At 68.0% G+C, this 20495-nt stretch carries 16 protein-coding genes and 1 pseudogene; 7 read left to right on the forward strand and 10 right to left on the reverse strand.

Annotation, left to right across the window (positions count from 1 at the left end):
- Positions 1-10: 10 nt before the first annotated feature.
- Positions 11-2044, reverse strand: a complete 2034-nt coding sequence (gene gyrB / locus OG978_RS01750; RefSeq protein WP_326763477.1) for a DNA topoisomerase (ATP-hydrolyzing) subunit B — start codon at positions 2042-2044, stop codon at positions 11-13.
- Positions 2045-3104: 1060 nt separating this feature from the next.
- On the opposite strand from gyrB, the gene OG978_RS01755 reads away from it, so the two are divergent.
- Both OG978_RS01755 and OG978_RS01760 read left to right on the forward strand, forming a co-directional pair.
- A complete protein-coding gene (locus OG978_RS01755; RefSeq protein ID WP_326763478.1) occupies positions 3105-5162 on the forward strand; it encodes a PA14 domain-containing protein in 2058 nt (685 codons plus the stop codon).
- Between the two features lie 1095 nt (positions 5163-6257).
- Positions 6258-6632, forward strand: a complete 375-nt coding sequence (locus tag OG978_RS01760) for a hypothetical protein (RefSeq protein ID WP_326763479.1) — start codon at positions 6258-6260, stop codon at positions 6630-6632.
- Positions 6633-7385: 753 nt separating this feature from the next.
- Here OG978_RS01760 and OG978_RS01765 read toward each other — a convergent pair.
- Positions 7386-7886 (reverse strand): DinB family protein, encoded by a 501-nt coding sequence (locus tag OG978_RS01765; RefSeq protein ID WP_326763480.1) that lies wholly within the window; start codon positions 7884-7886, stop codon positions 7386-7388.
- A 44-nt stretch (positions 7887-7930) separates the two neighbouring features.
- Positions 7931-8557, reverse strand: coding sequence for a class I SAM-dependent methyltransferase (locus tag OG978_RS01770; RefSeq protein WP_326763481.1), 627 nt, complete (start codon positions 8555-8557; stop codon positions 7931-7933).
- A gap of 87 nt (positions 8558-8644) precedes the next feature.
- Between OG978_RS01770 and OG978_RS01775 the strand changes: the two genes are divergently transcribed.
- The 4 genes and pseudogenes from OG978_RS01775 (at position 8645) to OG978_RS01785 (ending at position 10968) form a co-directional block, all read left to right on the forward strand.
- On the forward strand, positions 8645-9253 hold the full coding sequence (locus OG978_RS01775) for a helix-turn-helix domain-containing protein (protein ID WP_326763482.1): 609 nt from the start codon (positions 8645-8647) through the stop codon (positions 9251-9253).
- A 198-nt stretch (positions 9254-9451) separates the two neighbouring features.
- A complete protein-coding gene (locus tag OG978_RS01780; RefSeq protein WP_326763483.1) occupies positions 9452-9730 on the forward strand; it encodes a hypothetical protein in 279 nt (92 codons plus the stop codon).
- A gap of 99 nt (positions 9731-9829) precedes the next feature.
- Positions 9830-10018: pseudogene (locus tag OG978_RS48165) on the forward strand (helix-turn-helix domain-containing protein); the annotation flags it as partial.
- Positions 10019-10605: 587 nt separating this feature from the next.
- Positions 10606-10968 carry a histidine phosphatase family protein gene (locus OG978_RS01785; protein WP_326763484.1) on the forward strand — a complete coding sequence of 121 codons (363 nt, stop codon included), beginning with the start codon at positions 10606-10608 and terminating at the stop codon, positions 10966-10968.
- A 178-nt stretch (positions 10969-11146) separates the two neighbouring features.
- Here the strand turns inward: OG978_RS01785 and OG978_RS01790 are convergent, their stop codons facing one another.
- Positions 11147-12280 (reverse strand): glutathione-independent formaldehyde dehydrogenase, encoded by a 1134-nt coding sequence (locus tag OG978_RS01790; protein ID WP_326763485.1) that lies wholly within the window; start codon positions 12278-12280, stop codon positions 11147-11149.
- Positions 12281-12337: 57 nt separating this feature from the next.
- On the opposite strand from OG978_RS01790, the gene OG978_RS01795 reads away from it, so the two are divergent.
- Positions 12338-12529, forward strand: a complete 192-nt coding sequence (locus OG978_RS01795; protein WP_093545857.1) for a hypothetical protein — start codon at positions 12338-12340, stop codon at positions 12527-12529.
- A gap of 44 nt (positions 12530-12573) precedes the next feature.
- Here the strand turns inward: OG978_RS01795 and OG978_RS01800 are convergent, their stop codons facing one another.
- From OG978_RS01800 to OG978_RS01825, 6 genes are all read right to left on the reverse strand, one after another.
- On the reverse strand, positions 12574-13449 hold the full coding sequence (locus OG978_RS01800; RefSeq protein WP_326763486.1) for a carbohydrate ABC transporter permease: 876 nt from the start codon (positions 13447-13449) through the stop codon (positions 12574-12576).
- A 3-nt stretch (positions 13450-13452) separates the two neighbouring features.
- Positions 13453-14367 (reverse strand): carbohydrate ABC transporter permease, encoded by a 915-nt coding sequence (locus OG978_RS01805; protein WP_326769900.1) that lies wholly within the window; start codon positions 14365-14367, stop codon positions 13453-13455.
- 32 nt (positions 14368-14399) lie between these two features.
- Complete coding sequence (locus OG978_RS01810) at positions 14400-15665, reverse strand: ABC transporter substrate-binding protein (protein WP_326763487.1); 1266 nt, start codon at positions 15663-15665, stop codon at positions 14400-14402.
- 482 nt (positions 15666-16147) lie between these two features.
- Positions 16148-17290, reverse strand: a complete 1143-nt coding sequence (locus OG978_RS01815; RefSeq protein WP_326763488.1) for a glycoside hydrolase family 3 N-terminal domain-containing protein — start codon at positions 17288-17290, stop codon at positions 16148-16150.
- Positions 17291-17432: 142 nt separating this feature from the next.
- Positions 17433-18251 carry a GH25 family lysozyme gene (locus tag OG978_RS01820; RefSeq protein WP_326763489.1) on the reverse strand — a complete coding sequence of 273 codons (819 nt, stop codon included), beginning with the start codon at positions 18249-18251 and terminating at the stop codon, positions 17433-17435.
- A 1177-nt stretch (positions 18252-19428) separates the two neighbouring features.
- Positions 19429-20295: a hypothetical protein gene (locus OG978_RS01825; RefSeq protein ID WP_326763490.1), complete on the reverse strand. Its 867-nt coding sequence runs from the start codon at positions 20293-20295 to the stop codon at positions 19429-19431.
- Positions 20296-20495 lie beyond the last annotated feature (200 nt).

Genomic DNA, 20495 nt, shown 5'->3' on the forward strand with positions numbered 1-20495 from the left:
GTGCCCAGGGTCAGATGTCGAGGAAGCGGACGTCCTTGGCGTTGCGCTGGATGAAGTGGCGGCGGGCTTCGACGTCCTCACCCATCAGGACGGAGAACAGGTCGTCGGCGACGGCTGCGTCATCGAGGGTGACCTGGCCCAGGACCCGGTGGTCGGGGTCCATGGTGGTGACGCGCAGTTCCTCGGCGTTCATCTCGCCCAGACCCTTGAAGCGCTGGATGGAGTCGTCCTTGATCCGGCGGCCGTCCTGCCTGCCCCGCTCCAGGAGCATGTTGCGTTCACGGTCGGAGTAGGCGTATTCGACGTGGTCCCGGCTCCACTTGATCTTGTACAGCGGGGGGCGGGAGAGGTAGACGTGGCCCTCCTCGATCAGTGGGCGCATGAAGCGGAACAGGAAGGTCAGCAGCAGGGTGTTGATGTGCTGGCCGTCGACGTCGGCGTCCGCCATCAGGATGATCTTGTGGTAGCGGAGTTTGGCGATGTCGAAGTCCTCGTGCACGCCCGTGCCGAACGCGGAGATGATCGACTGGATCTCCTGGTTGTGCAGGATTTTGTCGATCCGGGCCTTCTCCACGTTGAGGATCTTGCCGCGGATCGGGAGGATCGCCTGGTACTGCGGGTTGCGGCCGGATTTGGCCGAACCGCCGGCGGAGTCACCCTCGACGATGAAGACCTCCGACATCGCCGGGTCGTTCGACTGGCAGTCGGACAGCTTGCCCGGCAGCGCCGCCGTTTCCAGCAGGCCCTTGCGGCGGGTCAGGTCGCGCGCCTTGCGGGCTGCGACCCGGGCCGTGGCCGCCTGGATGGCCTTGCGCACGATGTCCGCGGCCTCGTTCGGGTTGCGGTCGAACCAGTCGGTCAGGTGCTCGTGGACGACCTTCTGCACGAAAGTGCGCGCCTCGGTGTTGCCGAGCTTGGTCTTGGTCTGGCCCTCGAACTGCGGCTCGCCGAGCTTGACCGAGATGATCGCGGTCAGGCCCTCGCGGATGTCCTCGCCGGAGAGATTGGCATCCTTTTCCCGCAGCAGCTTCTTCTCCCGCGCGTAGCGGTTGACCACGGTGGTCAGCGCCGTGCGGAAGCCCTCCTTGTGTGTACCGCCCTCATGGGTGTGGATCGCGTTGGCGTAGGAGTAGACGCTGTCGGCGTACTGGCCATTCCACTGCAGGGCTACCTCGACCGACAACAGCCGTTCCGTGTCCTCCACGGCGATGGTGATGACCGAGGGATGGACCGGCTCACCCTTGCGGGCATTGAGGTAGGCGACGAAGTCGCTGATGCCGCCGTCGTAGCGGTAGGAGACCGTCTTCGCTGCCGGGTCCGAGTCGGCTTCGTCGGCCGCGGCCGACGCGCGCGCGGAGGGCCGTTCGTCGGTCAGGGTCAGAGTGAGCCCGCGATTGAGGAAGGCCATCTCCTGGAAACGCCTGGCCAGCGTCTCGAAGGAGTACTCGGTGGTCTCGAAGATGCCGCCGTCTGCCCAGAACGTCAGCGAGGTGCCCGTCCGGGAGGTGGCCTCGTGCCGGGCCAGCGGGGCGGCGGGATCACCGTCCCTGTAGTCCTGCGTCCACCGGTAGCCGTCGGTCCAGATCTCCGCCGACAGCCGTGTCGACAGCGCGTTGACCACCGACAGACCCACACCGTGCAGACCGCCGGAGACCGCATACCCGCCGCCCCCGAACTTCCCGCCCGCGTGCAGCACGGTCAGCACCACCTCGACGGCCGGCCGCTTCTCCACCGGGTGCATCCCCACCGGGATGCCGCGGCCGTTGTCGACCACCCGCACGCCACCGTCGGCCAGGATCGTCACGTCGATCCGGTCGGCCACCCCCGCGAGTGCCTCGTCCACGGAGTTGTCCACGAGCTCCTGCACCAGGTGATGGAGCCCCCGCTCGCCCGTGGAGCCGATGTACATCCCGGGCCGCTTGCGCACGGCGTCCAGACCGTCCAGAACAGTGATCGCGTTGGCGTCGTACGACGCCGCCCCTAGATGGCCGGGCTGCTGGGACCCGGGGGTATCGGTGGCGGCGTGAGTGTCGTAAGTGGTCACAGATGCTCTCTTTCGGGCATGGCAGACCGCGCTCCCGCACCACGGTGCGGGAGCGGCCGGACAGCTGGCGGAGACAGGGCACGGCAGCCCAAACAGGGCCCCGGGGCTCACGGGCCTCGGGACCATCGACTACCGGGACGCTGCCCAAGATACCGGAGACACCCCTTACCGATGGGGCGAGAACACCTCCATACGCCGTCGTGCGACCCCTACTCCACCTAAGCCAATCCCCCCTGCCTTGACTACTTGAAAATGCGCCAGAGGGCTACTCGGGAGCCTTCTTGGCGCCTTGCCGCATAGAGCCCCAGGCACTATTTCCAGCGTGACCCTCCGCGGTCACCAGTCGCGCTGCGTCAGGCCGCCAGCGCCCGGCCTCCCGACGAACGCTGCCCGGTGGAGGGTGCTGCTGGAGGCGGCATCAGGCGTTTATGGTTGCCGCTGGTCGATGGTGCTGGCGAGCTGGTCGGCGTACTCCGTCAGGAGCGGCTTGAGCTGGGCGTAATGGGTGTTCGGTCCCGGGGTGGCGAGGCAACACTCAACCGGGCCCTGAACCCCCCGCCCGCACCGGGCGGACAGCTGTAGCCCAACCGATATCGGGTCGAGCCGCGCTCCGCACCGCCGTCGTGTCGGTGCTCTGCCCGCCCTCGGCGTACGTACTCCACACCCTCCGGCCATACCCACGTCGACCGGCATCCCGGATGCTCGCGGGACGGCCAACGTATCGGCGGTCCCCCTTCGGGCAGGAGGGGGCGCTTCCGTGCGTCCGGGGTCAGGATCTGCGCTCACCCAGCGCGGCACGCGGCCGGTCCGGCGTCCCCTGCCCGAGGAGTCCCCCGGCGAGGCACAGGCCGGTCCCGGTGAATCCGGGGTGTCCGCCCCGTCCTCGTACCCGGCCAGGTTTCGTGGATCACCCGCTCCGAGGACGAGGACCCGTTCGTCGTGAAGCGCCGGGGCAGTGGGCCGGAGTCGGATTTCCCGGACCTACAACCAAGCGCGTTCCTCGCGAGTCTTGATCTCGGCGGTCACATCCCGCCATGGACGATCAAGACTGAAGGAACGCATGAACCGACCCAGAGGCACGACGGCCACCACTGCCGGCGCCGTCGTGCTCGCCACCGCGGGCGGCCTGCTCACCGCGGCCACCCCTGCCTCCGCCGCCGTGACCTGTGCATCGCCCGTCTTCAAGCGGACGTTCTACGCAAACACCACCTTCTCCGGGACCCCCAAGGGCACGGACTGCGACTCCGTGATCGACCAGAACTGGGGCACCGGCGCACCCGGCTACAAGGGCATGCCCGCCAACGACTTCGGCGTCCGCTGGTCCATGACCCGCGACTTCGGCTCCGGCGGGCCCTTCACGTTCACTGCCTCCTCCCGCGACGGCATCCGCGTGTACCTCGACGGCATCCGCAAGGTCGACATGTGGAAGAACGTCGCCAACACCGTGTCCAAGACCGTCAATGTGACCATCCCGTCGGGCAGGCACAGTCTCCGCGTCGACTTCGTCAACTGGACCGGCGCCGCCAACGTCAAGTTCACCTACACCCCACGCACTTCGGCGACCGTCGACAAGGTCAGGCCGCTCGTCCCGACCGGGACCACCGTCACCTACAGCACGGCGACCACGTCCACGAAGATCAGCTGGGCCAGGAACATGGAGATGGACCTCGCCGGGTACCACGTGTACCGGCGGCTGAAGGGCACCTCCTACCCCGCGAAGCCGATCGCGACCACGAAGTCCACCTCGTACACCGACACGACCGTCCCGAAGGACGGCAACGTCTACTACTACGAGGTCCGCGCCTACGACAAGGCCGGCAACGCCTCCTCGGGCACCGCCGACCTCGGCATCACCACCCTCGACCAAACCGCCCCCGCCGCTCCGAAGGGCGTCGAGGACAACTGGGCCATGGGCTATCCGGACAAGATCACTCTCTACTGGAACAGCAACACGGAGTCCGACCTCGCCGGCTACCGCGTGTACCGCTCGACGTCCACCCCGGTCGCCCTCACCCCCGAGAACCTGCTGAACGGCGACAAGCTCTCGGGCGGTGGTTACAGCGGGCCCCTGCCGCAGACCGGCGACATCTACTACTACGTCGTCACCGCCGTCGACACGCACGGTCACGAGTCGGCGGCCTCGGGCGCGGCGATGTACTACACCCGTGATCTGACGGGCCCGGTGGACACCGCCCTCAACGCGCGAGGCGCGGAGAGCGAGGCGGGCGTCACGCTGACCTGGGACGCCTCCGAGCGGACCAGCGACGACTTCGCGGGCTACTCGGTCTTCCGATCGCGCCAGCCGCGCACCGTCGCCGGGGCCCAGCGCGAGGAGGTCGGCAAGGGAGTGAAGGGCACCCGCTTCACCGATGCCGCCCCGCCGCCCGGCGTCACGTACTACTACGGGGTGGTCGCCCTGGACCACGCAGGAAACGGGGGCGCCCCGTCCGAGGAGGTCGCCGTCACGGTCGCCGGCAACACGACCGCCCCCGCCGCGGTCACCGGCGTGACCGCGGCCCCGAAGGAGAACGGCGTCACCCTCTCCTGGAACGCGAGCAACGAGCCTGGTCTCGACCACTACCGCGTGCTGCGCGGCACCTTCGTCGACGGGAAGTGGACGTACGCCCCGGTGCAGGACCCCTGGACCCTGCGGCCGCGGGAGATCACGGAGACGACATTCCACGACGCGGTACCGGCCGACGGTCAGCAGGTGCGTTACGGCGTCGTCGCCGTCGACCAGTACGGCAACCAGCTCACCCCGGACACCGGCGCGACCGTCACCGACGTCACCGAGCTGGACCTCCGCCCGACCGCCCCGCCCGCGACCGGCGCACCACTCGCGAATCTCAGCACCAATCCGCACGGCGGGCTCGCGTGGGCCCTCTCCAGCGCCACGAACGAAAACGGCAGTGCGGTCTCCGGCTTCAACATCTACCGCTGGAACCCGCAGACCAAGACGTTCGACCTGATCGGCACCGAGCCCGAGGACAACTCCAGCACCGGCTCCTGGTACGACCACACCCAGCCGACCGCCACCACGGTGTACTACCGCGTCACGGTCCTCTACGCGGACGGTACCGAGTCGGGCGCGACCGAAACCGTCGCCGTGACCGACTGACCGCACCCACGCGGGCGGCGAAATCCACTATGGGGACGACTGGATGCGGGCGGTTTACCGCGTTCAGCAGAAGACCCCCACCGAATTGCGTGGTGGGGGGTCTTGCCCGTGGTCTCGCCTCCCCGCCGGGGACCACAGGGTGCGGGAGGCACGTGTCTAATCGGCAACGAACACCCCGACACCCTGACCACCCGCGCCAACCTCGCCGCCTCCTACTGGCCGGCCGGGCGCACCAACGACGCCATCGAATTGAAGAGCGCGTCCTCGCCGACAGCCAGCAACTACTCGGCACCGAACACCCCCACACTCGTTCTGCTCGTGATGCCCCGTCCCGGCGGCTGTCGGCGGGGGATGCCTCTGGGGAGCCTCCGTTGTAAACGGGGCCCGTTCGGTTCGTGCAGGCTGGTGGCGCCAGGCGGGAGAGTCCGTGCGATCCACCGGCGGCGGGCGAGCGGCCACGTCTGAGTCCGCCGCCTGGCCCTCCAACTGTCCCGGCAAGACCGCCCCGCTGGTAGACGTGGCCTACTTGTACCAGTAGCGGACGCCGCCATGGTGGCTGCAGGCCGAGGAACTTCGCCGCGTAGTTGTGGGTCCCGTCCTTGCATTCGGCGGTCGCCCCTGCCGGGTGCGCGCTGCCAGCCCTGCGAGCTCCCGCACCGACATGGACGGCTCCCCCAGCTCGCCTCGGCACTCACGCTGCCGGGCGTGCGACGCGAGCGCCGGCGCCCGGTGCGGGGCCGCCCCGGTCTTCTCCCCCACCGCACTGAATCGGACCCGTGGCAGACTGCGGAACTCCGGCTGACGGACCGCGTACTCGATGTCAGTGCTCTGCGATAGACACTCCGGCAGTAGCGTGAACGCGACCGCGGAAGAGGGACCCACCATGGCAGACAACGCAATCTCGGACACCACACCAGGAGCAAGCGTGACGGATCCGGTACCCGGGCTGATCGGGCGCATCGGCGTCGTCGGCGGTATCGAGTCGCTGGCCCTCGACGGCCGCCGCCTGTGGTTCGGCTTCGATTTCACCTCCGACCAGGTGCTCTCCCCCCTGATCGACGACGCAGGGGCCATGGCGGGTACGCCGCACGGCACATGTGCCAGCGCACAGGTGCCCACGACGAGTCCTACTGGGCCCAGCTCGTCCAGGCCGCCGTGGAGAACTCAGATCTGGTGCGGTATGAAGAGCAGCGCACCTTCACCACGCAATCACTGGAAGCAGGGGACGCCGGCCCCGCACACGGGCACCTGCTCTACCTCCTCGACGCGGCAACGAAGGACCCTGCTGACGGCGAACCCGTCCACACCGGGACCGGATCCCAGGAGCCGGCCACGCATACCGGCCTCCGGCCCGACGAAGTGGCCCCCGATGACGAGGACGGGGAGCTGGGGACGGCACTGGCCCGGACCACGGTCGGCAACTGGTCGCTGCTGTTCGCGCCGTACGCCCGCAGCGCACAAACGGCCTGACCGCCTGCCCGGACCCGCCGCTGTGTCAGCCTGCGGATCTCCGCAGAGGCAGTTTCGGCGTTCGACGCGCCACCATCAGTCTGGCAGTTCTCCGCGCGCCCGGCCGTTCCGGAGTACGGCCTCTGGATCCCGGCCGACTTGATGCCCTTCTTCGTTCTCCGGCGGCTTCAACGATGCGGAGTTCTCCGGCGGCACGGTGTCCTTCGATCGTGCGAAAGGGTCGGCTCCCACCGGGGTCGAGGCCGACCGACCGTGTCGTGTCCAGACTGTCCACCTTGGACCACAGCGGCCAGCTTGCGGCGTTGACCAGCAGCTTCCAGACGATTTCCGGCGAGGCGCTGGTGCTCACTGTGACATCGTATGTGTGCATGGTAGAGGGCTCCTGTGAGTGGATGCGGGCAGCGTCCCCGGCCGAGAAGGCGCGGTCGACGCGGTAGCGGCCAGCCGGGCACACGTTGATCTGCTAGGGCGAGAGCCAGTCGGCGTACTGGAATGGCGACGCCCGATACTGCAGCCCGTGCCGAGCGGCATCCCGCGCGGCCTTGGTGGCGTGGTCATCTGTCGAGGAAGCGCGATAGCTCGGCGGTGACGAACGGAGCGTTCTCCTCGACGAGCCAGTGCCCGGCGTTCGGCACGTCCACCGCCCGAACGGTGTTGGTCATGCGCGGAGCCACCGTGTGCGCGGATCGGAGGAAGCGGCGCGGCAACGGCCGTGGTGCTGTGATCACGTGTTCCCGCCCTGGAGAAGCTGGATCAGCGGCCGGTCGTGCCGTCGATGAGTTCGCGGAGGATGTCCGCGTGGCCCGCGTGTCGGCCGGTCTCCTCGATCATGTGGGTGAGTGCCCAGCGGATGCTGGGAGAGGGGCGGTCCGGCCGCGGTCGGGGGACCTGTGCTCCGAGATCGGTGCACCCGTCGAGAACGTCGTTCGTGCGCTTGACCGCGTCTCGGTAGCGGGCGACGACATCGGCCACGCTGTCCGCCGGTGCGGCTTGGAACGTCGCCTGCCAGTCGGTGACGTCGTCCCCGAGGAACATCGAGCGCTCGACGAAAGTCAGGTGGTTGAGCAGGCCGAGCAGGTTCGTGCCCGACGGCGCTGCGGCTGTTCGCACCTGCGGCTCGGGGGCGCCATCGACCTTCGCGGCGATCGAGGTCCGGAGGTAGTCGAGGAATCCGCGCAAGACCTCGATCTCGTTGCTTCCCGTCCGGGGCGGCGGCGTGTCGCGGCGGCGGTTACGGCGTGTGGTGCTGGGCATCGTGGGCTCCCTTCCTTTGTCGAGTGCGGGCGCCGACCGCCGTGTCAGGCGGTGCGGCGGATGAGGAGGACGTGGTCGGTGACCTCGGCGGTGCGCCCGTCTGGTCCGGTTGCGATCCGGCGGGGTGCGTCGGCCCGCTCGACCGTCCATGTCTCCGGAGCCAGGTCGATACCCGCGGCGACTTCCCGCGGGCTCGGGTAGCGGATGTCGGGATCCTGGTTCCATGACCACGGCGCGGCCGAGCCGTGGTCGACGACCAGCAGCCGCCCGCCCGGGCGCAGTGCGTGCGCGGCCGAGCGCAGTACGGTTGCCCGGTCCAGGTCAAAGGGGGTGTGCAGGTAGTGGGCGCAGACCAGGTCGAATCCGCTGGGCGGGAAAGACTTGTGCAAGTCGGCCCGCACGGTGGTGACGCGGTCACCCAGGCTGTGTGAGCGGGCGAGGACGGCGAGCCGCTCGACCGCCACGGCCGAGATGTCGGCGGCGGTGACCTGCCACCCCTGGCCGGCGAGCCACAGCGCGTCGCCGCCGTCGCCGCATCCGAGGTCCAACGCGTCACCGGGCCGCAAGCCCGTCACCGTCTCGGTAAGGCGAGTATTCGGCTGCGGGTTGCTGACTGCCGGTCGGGCCGCGTAGACGCCGTCCCAGAAGGCGACCGCTTCGGTGGTGCTCATCAAGACTCCTTGTGTCGGTGGGCGCTCAGTCTTGCCAGGCGCACCACGACCTGGCACGAAATCTTGCGGAAATGGCAAGATGGCCGCGTGGATCGCAAGACGAACGACGACGTGCTTGACGCGGTGGGGCCGCGGCTTCGTGCGCTGCGTCGTGACCACGGCATCACCCTCGCCGGCCTCGCGGCGACGACCGGCGTATCGGAGAGCAGCCTGTCCCGGCTGGAGAGCGGGCAGCGCCGGCCGAGCCTGGAACTGCTGCTGCCGCTGGCCCGTATCTACGACGTTCCGCTGGACGACCTCGTCGGTGCCCCGCGCACCGGCGACCCCCGGATCCACCTCAAGCCGATCAGGCGGTTCGGAATGACCTTCGTGCCCCTGTCGCGGCGACCGGGCGGTGTGCACGCGTTCAAGATGATCATCCCCGCCCAGCCGGAACCACTCGAACCGACCTCGCAGACCCACGAAGGCTTCGAATGGCTCTACGTGCTCAACGGACGCCTGCGTCTCGTGATCGGCGACCGCGACCTGACGCTGCCGGCCGGTGAGGCAGCCGAGTTCGACACGTCCTTGCCCCACTGGCTGGGCAGCGCCGACGGCGGCGTGGTTGAGCTTCTCATCCTGTTCGGCCCGCACGGTATGCGTGCGCACGTACGCACCGGCCCTCATCGGTCGTCTCAGGCGGAGGGCCGACGGTGAACTCAGCGAGAGATTCTGTATTCCCGTCAGCAGCGAGCCTCACCGCGCAAACGCCGCACTCGCCAATGTCGCGCCTGCAGAGATCGACCAGGCCGAACGCCAGTGGACACGGCAGACCGTGTCGCTCCGGAGTGCCCGCTGCTCGGGCGAGTCGGAAACGACTGCGACGACAGGTGACCCGCGCGCATGTGCTGACGGGTGGCACTCGATGATTACGCCATCCAGTCGCTGAGTCTGTCTGGTCTGCTGAATCGGGTGGTCTACCCGCTGGTGCGTCGTGAAGCTCACGACCCGCAGCAGGGCCTACTGCTCGTGCTGGGCGCCGCTGGCCGCAAGCTGCTGGAGGACAGGATCGCCCACGAGCGGTGGGAGAACGACTATCGCCGGTTCGTGTTGTGCGAGCCCAGCACGAACGAGGAGACGCCCACCGGCCTGTGCCCCGCCCCGGCATCCGCGCATCGGGCGCAGGGAACGTAAGGCGCGCCAACGGGTGACTTGCGCGTACGGCGCAATGTCAGTGCCTGCACGCATGCTGCAGCTGATGGGCATTCAGAGCTGGTACCTCGATGGGCTGATATGGCGGGGCATCCCAACGCCCCGCTGACGCCGGAAGGGCGTCGTCGACCATGTGAGCGCGTGGGCTCGGGACGTCCGATCGCGCACGTCGCAGCGGAAGCAGGGTTCTCCCGCCGCTGTCTGGCCAAGTGGTACGCCCGCTGGCGGGCGCACGGTGAGAACGGGCTGCTCGACCACTCTCCCCGCCCTACCACGAAGCCCGGACCGGGCCTCGGAGGCCATCGCGGATCTGGTGAAGACGGTGCGGCGGCAGACCAAGTACGGGCCCGCCCGCCTCGTTGCCGAGCTCCAGCAGCTCCGCGGTGCACGGTGGCGCCTGCCACCGTGCACCGCATCCTGGTGAGGCGCGGAATCAGCCGGCTGCGCGACCTCGATCCGCCCACCGGCGAGCAGCTGCGCGGAGTCATCCGCTACGAACACGACCTCGTCGGCGACCTGGTCCACGTCGACATCAAGAAGCTGGGACGCATCCCCACCGGCGGTGAGCGGAGGATGCACGGCGTTGGCAGCGCCGCCGCCCGTGCCTCCAAACGACTTGGCCCCGGCACGGGGAAGGTCGGCTACACCTACCTGCACAGCGCGATCGACGACCACTCCCGGGTTCGTCTGCGCAGAGGCCCTGGAGGACGAACGCGCCGTCACGGCAACCGCCTTCTGGCATCGTGCTGTCGCGTTCTTCGCAGCCGACGACATCGTCCCGGTCCGCCGTGTCCTCACCGACACCGCAGGAGTGGCTGGACCGGCGTTTCGTCTCACCGCGGGCTGTCGGGGAGCGGGTGGAACACGACGAGGGTGTGGAGGGTGCGGAGACCAAGGCGGCGTGGGCGCGGCGCATCTACGCGGCCATGGACGAGATCCTGCAGGGCCCTTGCGAGCACCAGATCATCGTGCCGCACGGCGGCTCCCTGACGTGCATCGTGGCGTCCTGGATCAGGATGCCGATCGAGTCGGCCGGCTATGCCGGTTTCCGGGCACCCTCCGGCAGCGTCACCACACTGCACGAAGACGACTTCTTCCACATCCAAGTCGTCAGTCTCGGCGACACCCGCCATCTCGACCCCGCCAAAGCCGGATGGCCTCAACCCAGCCCACTTCGACGGCCCACCGCCCGTGAGGGCGGCGGGCCGACCATGCACTGACGTCATTTCATTTCTCGTGAACATTCCCGAGCTCGTCGACCTCCATCTGCTGCCCAAAATACTGGGACAAACACTGCTGATAGAAGTGAACGAAGCCAGACGTCATCGGCGGCGAGACGTGCCCGCTCTCAGCCGAACGGGAGAGCCCGGCTCGTACGGCACGCCGTCGGGTCTCCCGCTACGGGTGCAGCACGACCTTCGTGTAGCCCTCGATCCGCTTGTCGAACTTGTCGTACGCCGAGGGCGCCTGGTCCAGGGGCAGTTCATGCGAAACGACGAAGTTCGGCTGCGCCCGGCCCTCGATGATCATGTCGCGCAGGTACCGGTTGTAGCGCTTCACGTTGCACTGCCCCGTACCCATGCGTAGGCCCTTCTCAAAGAGCTTGCCGATCGAGACGAGGAGCATGCCGTGCTTGGCCTGCTCGTCGGGGCCTCCGGGGTCGGACGGAACGTAGAGGCCGGGCACGCCGAGCGCTCCGGTGGCCCGGACCGTGCCGACGAGCGAGTTCAGGACTGTCGCCGGTTCCTCGCGGTCGGTGCCGCGCGCCGCCGCCTGGTAGCCGACGGCGTCCACGCCCTTGTCCGTGCCGATGCCTTCGGTCTGCTCCTTGATCTGCTCCACGGGATCGCCCTCGGCAAAGTTGACCGGAATCGCACCGATCTCCCGGGCCTTTTCCAGCCGCTCGGGAACTCGGTCCACGACGAAGACCTTCTTCGCGCCGCGCAACAGGGCTGAGTAGGCGGCCATGAGCCCGACCGGCCCGCCGCCGTACACGGCGACGCTCTCACCTGGGCGGACCCCGGCGAGTTCACAGCCGTGGTAGCCGGTGGGGAAGATGTCGGCAAGCAGCATGAAGTCGGTCTCGTGCTCGTTTCCCGGCGGCAGCTTCAGACAGTTGAAGTCGGCGTACGGAACGCGCAGGTATTCCGCCTGGCCGCCTGGCCAGGGCCCCATGGCGACATATCCGTAAGCACCTCCCGCAAAGCCAGGATTGACGGTCTGACAGAATCCGGTGAATCCCTCGACGCAATTGGTGCAGAACCCGCAGGCGACGTTGAAGGGCATGACCACGCGGTCGCCCGCTTTGAGCGAGGTGATGCCCTGACCGGTTTCCTCGATGATCCCCATGTTCTCGTGGCCGAAGACGATGCCGGGTTCGGCTGCGGTACGGCCCTCATACATATGCAGGTCCGAGCCGCATATCGCGGTGGAGGTGATCTTTACGATCACGTCGTTCGGGTGCTGGATTCTGGGCTTTTCGACGTCTTCGACCGCCACGGTGAACGGTTCCTTGTATACGACGGCCTTCATGACTGCCACCTCCGCTCGGCGATGCACGTTTTTTCGCCCGGAAAGGGAGGGCACAAAGTGGCTGCACAACGCCTCGGGACCCTGCTCGTCCCAGTGCCCGGCCTGTCCGGCACCACGTACCCGCCAGGAACGACGGTGACTGTCCGCGGTCGAGGCGCAACTGTCGATGCCTTCATCAACGGCGACTGGCTACCGCTGTCGTGGTGGGAATTCTCCGACGGCCTCCGCGAGGACATCGCCGACCGCTGACCCCGGTGCGGACGGTGGTCCGCGTCGGCGCCCCGGGCTCTTGATCATTCATCGATGCCGGAGCGCTCCGCGCCCGCGACGATGTGGCGCTGGAGTACCAGGAAGACCACCAGCAGGGGCAGGATCGAAACGGCGGCTGCGATGAACAGCTCGTGCAGGTTGACCGTCTGAGCCGTGGTGAAGGTTGCGAGCGCAACCTGCACGGTCCAGGCGTCGCGCTGCTGGCCGATCACCAGTGGCCAGAGGAACGAGTTCCACGAGCCGATGAAGACGATCGCCCCCACAGCGGCGAAGACCGGCCGTGTGTTGGGGACGACGATCCGCCAGTACGTACGCCAGTAGCCGAGCCCGTCCACCCTGGACGCGTCCTCCAGTTCCCGGGGAAAGCCGAGGAAGTACTGCCGGAAGAGGAAGGCCGCGAACGCGCTGAAAAGGGTGGGGACGATCAGTCCGCGCAGGGTGGAGATCCAGCCGAGCGACGAAACCAGGACGAAGCTCGGGACGAAAGTGACGGCGGACGGGATCATCAGGGTGACCAGGAACGCGTAGAAGACCTGGCTCGCATAGGGATACTCGATGCGGGCCAGCCCGTATCCGGCCAGCGAGGCGAGCAGCAGGGTGCCGGCGGTCGTGAGGACGGCGATCACGGCCGAATTCCACAGGGCGTGCAGCATGGGGACACTGCTGTCGTTGAACAGTTCCCGCAGGTTGCCCCACTGGAGGCTGCGCGGGAAGAACGTCCAGTCCGCCCCGGTGATGTCCGCTTCGGTGGCCAGGCCGTTGCGCACCAGTAGATAGAACGGGACGAGGAAGAGCACGGCGAGCGCGATGAGCAGCACGAGCCGCAGTCCACGCGCGAGCCGTCGGAAGGCATGGGCCGTGGAGAGCCCCGTTGGTTGATCCGTCGAGTGCTGTCGCATACGTCAGTCCTCCTGGCGTCCGAGACCGAACCAGCGTGCCTGTACCACCGCCACGACCGCGATGATCAGTGCGAGGATCACCGCGCCCGCGCTGCCGAGGCCCAGGTTCTGTCCCTGCCCCAACGCCACGTAGTACAGGTAGACCAGGGGCGGCCTGGCGTAGGGCGGGTAGCCACGTGCCGTCGACAGCAGGTTGTAGAACTCGTCGAAGGCCTGGAAGGCGTTGATCACCAGGAGCAGGACGACGGCGACGGAGGTCGCACGCAGTTGCGGGAAGGTGATGTGCCTGAAGACCTGCCAGCCGGGGCGGGCGCCGTCGACGGCCGCCGCCTCGTAGAGGGTGCGTGGGATTCGCTGGAGTCCGGCCAGCAGGATCACCATGTAGAAGCCTGCCTGGAGCCACAGGCGCACGGTCACGATGACCAGCCAGTACCAGGGCGGGCTGGTGGTCGACAGCCAGGCGATGTCCGAGCCGCCGAACCATCCCCACACCGTGTTCGCCAGCCCGAACCGTACCCCGTTGAAGATCGACAGCTTCCAGATCATTGCGGCGACGACGTACGAGCAGGCGGTCGGCAGGAAGAAGACCGACCGGAAGAACGCCTGGGCGAAGCGCAGTCTGGCGATCATCAGAGCGAGGGCGAGCGAGAGCCCATAGGTTGCCGGAACGATGAAGAGCGAGAAGACGACGAAGGTGACGAGACTGGAGATGAAGGACGGATCGCCAAGGATCTCGGAGTAGTTGTCCAGGCCCACGAAGTCGGTCGGCGTCACCGTGTTGTGGGCGTCGAAGAAGCTGAGCCACACGCTCCACAGCAGCGGTACGTACGTGAAGAGGGCGAGCCCGGCGGCAAAGGGGCCGACGAAGACCCAGAACCACAGGTAGCGGTTCTGGGGACCCAGCAGTCGCCGTCCCAGCGGCCGTTTGGCGCCTTCAGGCGTCTGCGTGGCTATGACCGCACCCGCTTCAACTCGGCGTTCGCCGTCGTGACGACCGACCTGATCTGGGCGTCCGGGTCGGCGCCTTCGGTGATGATCCGGCTCAGGGCGTCCTGGTAGGCGGTCTGGCTCCTGTCGGTCCACAACAGGGGTTGCGCGTAGCCGTGTTCAGTCGTGAAGCGGACGGCCTCGGCCGCCGCGCCCTTGGCAAGTCCGGCTGCCTTCTTCGCCAGCGAGATCCGGGCGGGAATGTGGAAGCCGTAGGATAGCGCGAAGTCTTCCTGGTAGTCGGTCCGTTCCACCCACAGCCACTTCACATATGCCTTCGCCGCGTCGATGTGGCTGCTGTGCGCGCTGACGGCCGCCCCGTAGGCGCCGACCGGTACCGAAGGCCTGCCCTGTGCCCCGTCGCGGGGAAAGGGCAGGACGCCGAAGTCGTCGCCCAGCGCCTTCTCGATCTGTGGGAGGGCCCACAGTCCCGTCCACTGCATGGCGGTCAGGCCCTGGAGGAACGCGGACGGGTCGGACCAGTCAGTGGGGGCTCCGAGCAGCAGGGAATCGTCCTTGTGGAATCGATGCAGTTTGCCGAGGGTCCTGGCGGCTTGCGGGTCGTCGAATCCGACTGCTCCGTCGGAGGTCACCAGTTCCAGGCCTGCGGCGCGAAGCGGGGTGGCACCGAGCACGCCGGCTCCCCCGTCGTTGCCGAGGAAGAGGCCTTTGACATCCTTGGTCGTCAGGGCCCTTGCAGCGTCGGCCAGTTCGTCAAGGGTCTGCGGTGGCCGGACGCCGGCCTCGGCCAGCAGGCTCTTTCGGTAATAGAGCATCTGCATGTCGATGGCCTGGGGGATCCCGTAGACCTTGCCCTTGTATGTCTTGGGGGTGAGGACCGCGGGGTTGAAGTCATCGTGTGCCCCGTCCAGGAGGTCGGTGAGATCGGCGACCTGCCCACCCCGGATCTGGTCCAGGGTCGGACTGCCCTCGAAGACGTCCGGTGCGTTCTTGGTCAACAGTGCTGCGGCCGTCTGCTGGTCATAATTGCCGGGCCGCCACTCGATCGTGATCTCCGCCTTGCGGTACGCGGCCGCATATCGTTTCACCGCCTGTTCGGTCCCGGCCTCGCCGTACTGGTGGTACCACTGGTCGAGGGCGGGGTGATCGCCCGCTCCGCCGGCACGGCCGGTGTTGGAACCGCAGGCGGCGGTGAGTGCGAGTGCGCCCGAGGCGGCCAGCAGATACCGGCGGCTGATGTTGTTGGCTGTGGTGCTTGAGTGGGGCATGGTTCATCAGTGTGACGCCGATACGTGTATGAGTTGTTGCCCGCTGATGAAACGGCCAGTTTTAGCCGAAGGGGCGGTTCGATCAGAGTCTTCAACGGTCAAATACGGCCAGGGATGGGGATGTTCAGACCGTCCTTGTCATGAGCCGACGGCTCGGCTTTGTGAACGTCGAGCCGGAAGAGGCAACGGCATAGGATCCGCGCGACGCGCCGCGCCCGCCCGTGCCGAACGCCGGACGGCTGCTCCGGCTCCGACAAAGACCCCGGCAGGAGGCCTGACCGGACCTGCGGGCGATGCCCCGGTGGCGCCGGTTTCCTCCGGTCAGCATGGACACATGTCCCACGACCGGGGAGACCTCGACGAACCCGTAGGCGGTGCTGGGCGCGACCGGCGGTCAGGGCGGCGCGGTCGCCGCCGCTCTGCTGAAGGCCTGGCGTGCGGTGCGTGCCGTGGTGCGGCGACCGGCAGCGGGCAGGCAGCAGTCAGGACAGGCCGGCGCGAAGAGCGTTGACGCGCGCGGCGCCCGCGTCGAAGGCGGTTCCGTCGAGAGTGCCGGCCGCCAGGGCCTCGCTCAGTGCGGTCACTGCTTCCTCCCCCTGGGCGGCGTCGCGGGCCGAGCACAGAATCAGGTCCATGCCGGCCGCGGCGGCCAGTACGGCGCGTTCCGCCGTGCTGCCATAGGCCCGAAGAGCCCCGGCCTCCAAGGCGTCGGTGACCGTCACGCCCGAGAAACCGAGCCGGTTCCGCAGCTCGCCGACCACGGTCGGGGACAGGCCGGCGGGCCGGTCGGCGTCCAACGCCCGGTAGACGGCCCAGGACAGCATGACCAGCTTGGTCCCGGCCGAGATCGCCGCCCGGTACGGCACCTCGTCGACGCTGCGCAACGTGGACGCGGACGTGGTGAGGGTGACGGGGCCCAGGTCGGTGTTCTGGTTCGCGGAGGCGGGGCCGAGGCCGGGGAAGTGCTTGGCGGTGGCCGCCACCCCGGCGTTCTGTTGCGCAGTGATGAAGGCCGAGCCGCAGGTGCCGACCGCCTCCTGGTCCTTGCTGTACGACCGCTCGTACTGGTCGGTGAAGTCGCCGGCCGTGCGGTACACGTCGAGTACCGGCGCCAGGTTGACGTTCATGCCGACGCCCGCGAGGTTCATGCCCGCACCGCTGCCGGTGAACTCCGCCTGTGTCTCCGGGTCCGTGGAGGCGCCGACGTCCTTCGCGGACATTACGGGCTCGCCGGGCAGGCGGCGCACCATGCCACCCTCCTGGTCGGTCATCAGGAGCAGCGTGGTCTTCACGGGGGCGGAGGCGTTCGCCTCGTTCATCGCCTGGATGACGCCCTCGATCTGGCTCAAGCTCTTGATGTTCTCCGCGAAGAAGATCACCCCGGCCGTACGGCCCTCCCTGATCGCGTCCATCAGCCGGGCCGGAGGCGTGAGTCCCGGGTAGGAGTGGATGACGCACTGCCCGGCGCGCTGCGCCGGGGTCGGAGCAGGCAAGCGGGACCGCGACCTCTCGGGAATTCGCGCGGCCGCGTCCGCACTGCCCGCAAGCCCCAGCCCTCCGGTCAGGGCAGCCGTTCCGGCGAGCAGAGCGCCGCGCCTGCTGAGTGGACGTGGGGTCGGGTTCATGACTTGCTCCTTCGCGAACTGTCATTGTGCCCGGCCGGACTGTCGGCCGGAACTCCGGGTCGGAGCAGGTCAGTTGGCCTGCTCCGACCGCGGTACCGATCACGCCGGGGTCACACCCCCCGGAGGTAGTCACCGTGTACGGTCACGGGGTGTTGTTGGCCAGGGCCAGCAGGCGAGAGCGGTCGCCGCTGAAGCGGTCGCGGTCGACGTTCCCGGAGATGCCGCTCACCGAGCCAGTGGACGTGTACTGCCAGACGGTCCAGAACGGGAAGCCCTGCGGGATGCTGGGGCTGCCTGCGGAGGTCCAGTGGGCCACCCACAGCGGGCTCCTGGCGGACATGCCGGTCCAGCCGCCGGTGCAGGAGTTCCACCAGCTCGGGCTGGTGTAGATCACGACGTCGCGGCCGGTGCGGGCCTTGTACGTGTTGTAGAAGTCGAGGATCCAGGACTGCATCGCCGCGGGGGTCTTGCCGTAGCAACTGCCCTCGATGTCCATCACGCCGGGGAGCGTCAGGTTGTCGCGGGACCAGGCGCCACCGTTGCTGGCGAAGAAGTTTGCCTGCTCCGCGCCCCCGGACACGTCGGGCCGCGCGAAGTGGTACGCGCCCCGGATCACGCCGGCGTTGTAGGCGCCCAGGTAGTTGGCGCTGAACGTGGGGTCCTTGTACGAGGTGCCCTCGGTCGCCTTCATCCAGGCGAACTCGATGCCCGCGCTGCGGACCGCGCCCCAGTTGATGCTGCCCTGCCAGCTGGAGACGTCCACACCCACGGGGTTCGCCAGGAGGTTCCCATCCGGCGCCGCTTCAAGGTGCAGCTGCCGGGTGTCCGGCTTGAAGTCCTTGCTGTCCTGGACGTAGCCCACGCCCATGTAGCCCTTGCCCGGCGGTACAGCGCCGTCCGACGGCAGCGGCGCCGAGGAGGCGGTGCCCGACATCAGGCTGAGGGTCAGTATGACGCTCATGCCGATAACACCGGCCGCAGTGAGTCTTTGCTGTGCGGATTTGAGGGAAAGGCTCCGGGGGAACAAGGCTTCCTCCTGCTTGGTGGGGGGTGAGATGCAGTGGTGCCGAGTGGTCCTTCGGTGCGGTGGATCTCGGCGCGCCGGTGTGAGAGCGGCGCGGCAAACAGAAGGGTCGGCGTGCGTCCGGTCAGGAGGGTTCGGCCGCGCGCCTCCCGCTGAGGGATCTACGCGCGCCCGGTTGACGCGAACACGACATAGTGAGCCACAGGGGTGTGCGCGCGGCAAACAGTTTTCCGGTTCGTTAGTGGTCTAGGCCAATCTGCGCTCCGGTGAGCTGCGGAAACAGATCGACATCGGCAGAACTTTCTTCAAGTGGCGGGATCGGAAAAGGAGTTGGCGGCACGTAGCAGCGAGCCGATCGGAGCCACAACCGCACGGGACCCGGTTACTCGGTACCGGACCGGCCGGGGACGACCAACACCCGGCACGAAGGACACAAGACGATATGTGGGCGCTCAACCTGGCAGCGGCCCGGCAGTTCCATGCCCTTGAAGGGCATCTGACGGTGGCTCGTAAGCATGTCGAGCATCTGGAGGGTACGGCGGGCCGTCAGGCAGGTACTGGAGGTCCTGTGGGGGGCAAGCTCGGCACATGGCTCGACAACGACCCCAAACGGGGCCGGGAAGCTCAGTGCGGATTGGCGGGCCGAACTCGACGAGCGCGGCATGCGATGGGCATCTGGACAGGCGGGAGAGAGTGTTCGATGAGCGTGCTGGGGGGTGATTCAGCAAGCCGTCGTGCGGACGGGTGCGAGTGCGGCAGCGGCCATGCAGCTACCTGTCGAGGTCTTCGACCGGCTGGCGCAGGATGGTCTTCAGCTTCCGAGGGACGGTCTTGCGGGGGTCGCTGAGGCAAATCTCGTGACGCAGCTTGGCTCCGCTGGTGAAGGCTTCGGGCCGGTCCGCCCACCACAGCCTTCCAGCGGAGCGACGACGAAATCACCGCCCGCTGTGCGCTTGCTGGCGAACTTGAGGGTGTAGGCGGCTGTGTAGAGGGTCTCGACCGCGTGGGCGTAGGCGGGAGCCGTATCGGAGTTCCCCGTACCGTCAACAGCTCATCCGCCTCACCACGCATGGACACGATCCAAGGGACCGGGCCTCACGCCCCGCAAAATCATTCACCAGGCGACCAGTTCGCCGAGTGAAGGCATGCTGACATCGGCCGCGGGACGCGCGAGATGCAGTGCGGTGTGGAAATGGCCCGCCGATTCCTTGCCGTCCGGGTCCTGCCCATGGGCGGTCACCGCGTCGATGGCGTACTGCTGCTCGGCAGCGCCGGTGAAGCGGCGTTGGACGAAGGTGCGCCCGGCGTACGTCTCGGTGGTCAGGCCATGACTGGCCAGGTGCTCGGCGATGGGCGCGTAGGAGCCGGTACGCAGGACGAAGGCAGCGACCCACGGCAGTGTGCGGGCGCTGTCCAGGAGTGGCTGGAATGTGGCCCGGGACAGGAAGCTTGCACCACCCGTGACGGTGATGAGTCGGATGCTCCGGGCCGCGTCCAGCAGGTCTCGGGTCGGCGGGGCGGTCTCCAGATTCTCGGCGAACCCATCGTCGAGCAAGCCGACCGCTCGTGCGTAGGCGATGGCGTTGGGCGCGATGTCGAGGCCGATCACCGGGACGGCGTCCCGTCTGCGGCGGGCGTGGAAGAAGGACCTGTCGTGCTCTGCCAGTTCCTCCGCGGTCATGGCCACCACCCGCGGCGACGTGTAGTGGGCGTACAAGTCGGCCAGGGTCAGCTCGTGGTTGAGCAGGGCTGCGTTGATGCCGTACGAACAGCACAGGTCCAGCACCACTTCCCCCGGGGCCCGCAGCCGGAGTGCTGCCAGGCGGCGGAAAATGCGCTGGGCGTGATGCGGTGTCCGGTAGCCGAACGCGCCAAGTTCGCGGAAGAAGGCGCGGGGATCGGCCTGGTCGTAGATGTCGTCGAACGGGGTCATCGTGCGCTGCGCGGGCTCCCCCGCGTCGTCTTCCCGTACCTCGGCCATCACATGCTCCGTTCTGCCGGCCGGGCCGCTGTCCGTGGTCGCCACAGCCTCCCGCACAGGGCGGGCCGGGGAAACAGGCCGCTGACGGATCCGGCCATGCCCAGCCGAACAGCGGTGGGTAGACCTCGGGCCGTTCTGCGGTCACGACCTTGGTGTCCTCGCCCGGCGCTCGGACGGCGTTCGGCCTTGACTGTGAGCAC

Source organism: Streptomyces sp. NBC_01591, assembly GCF_035918155.1.
In the GTDB taxonomy this organism is placed as follows: Bacteria; Actinomycetota; Actinomycetes; order Streptomycetales; family Streptomycetaceae; genus Streptomyces.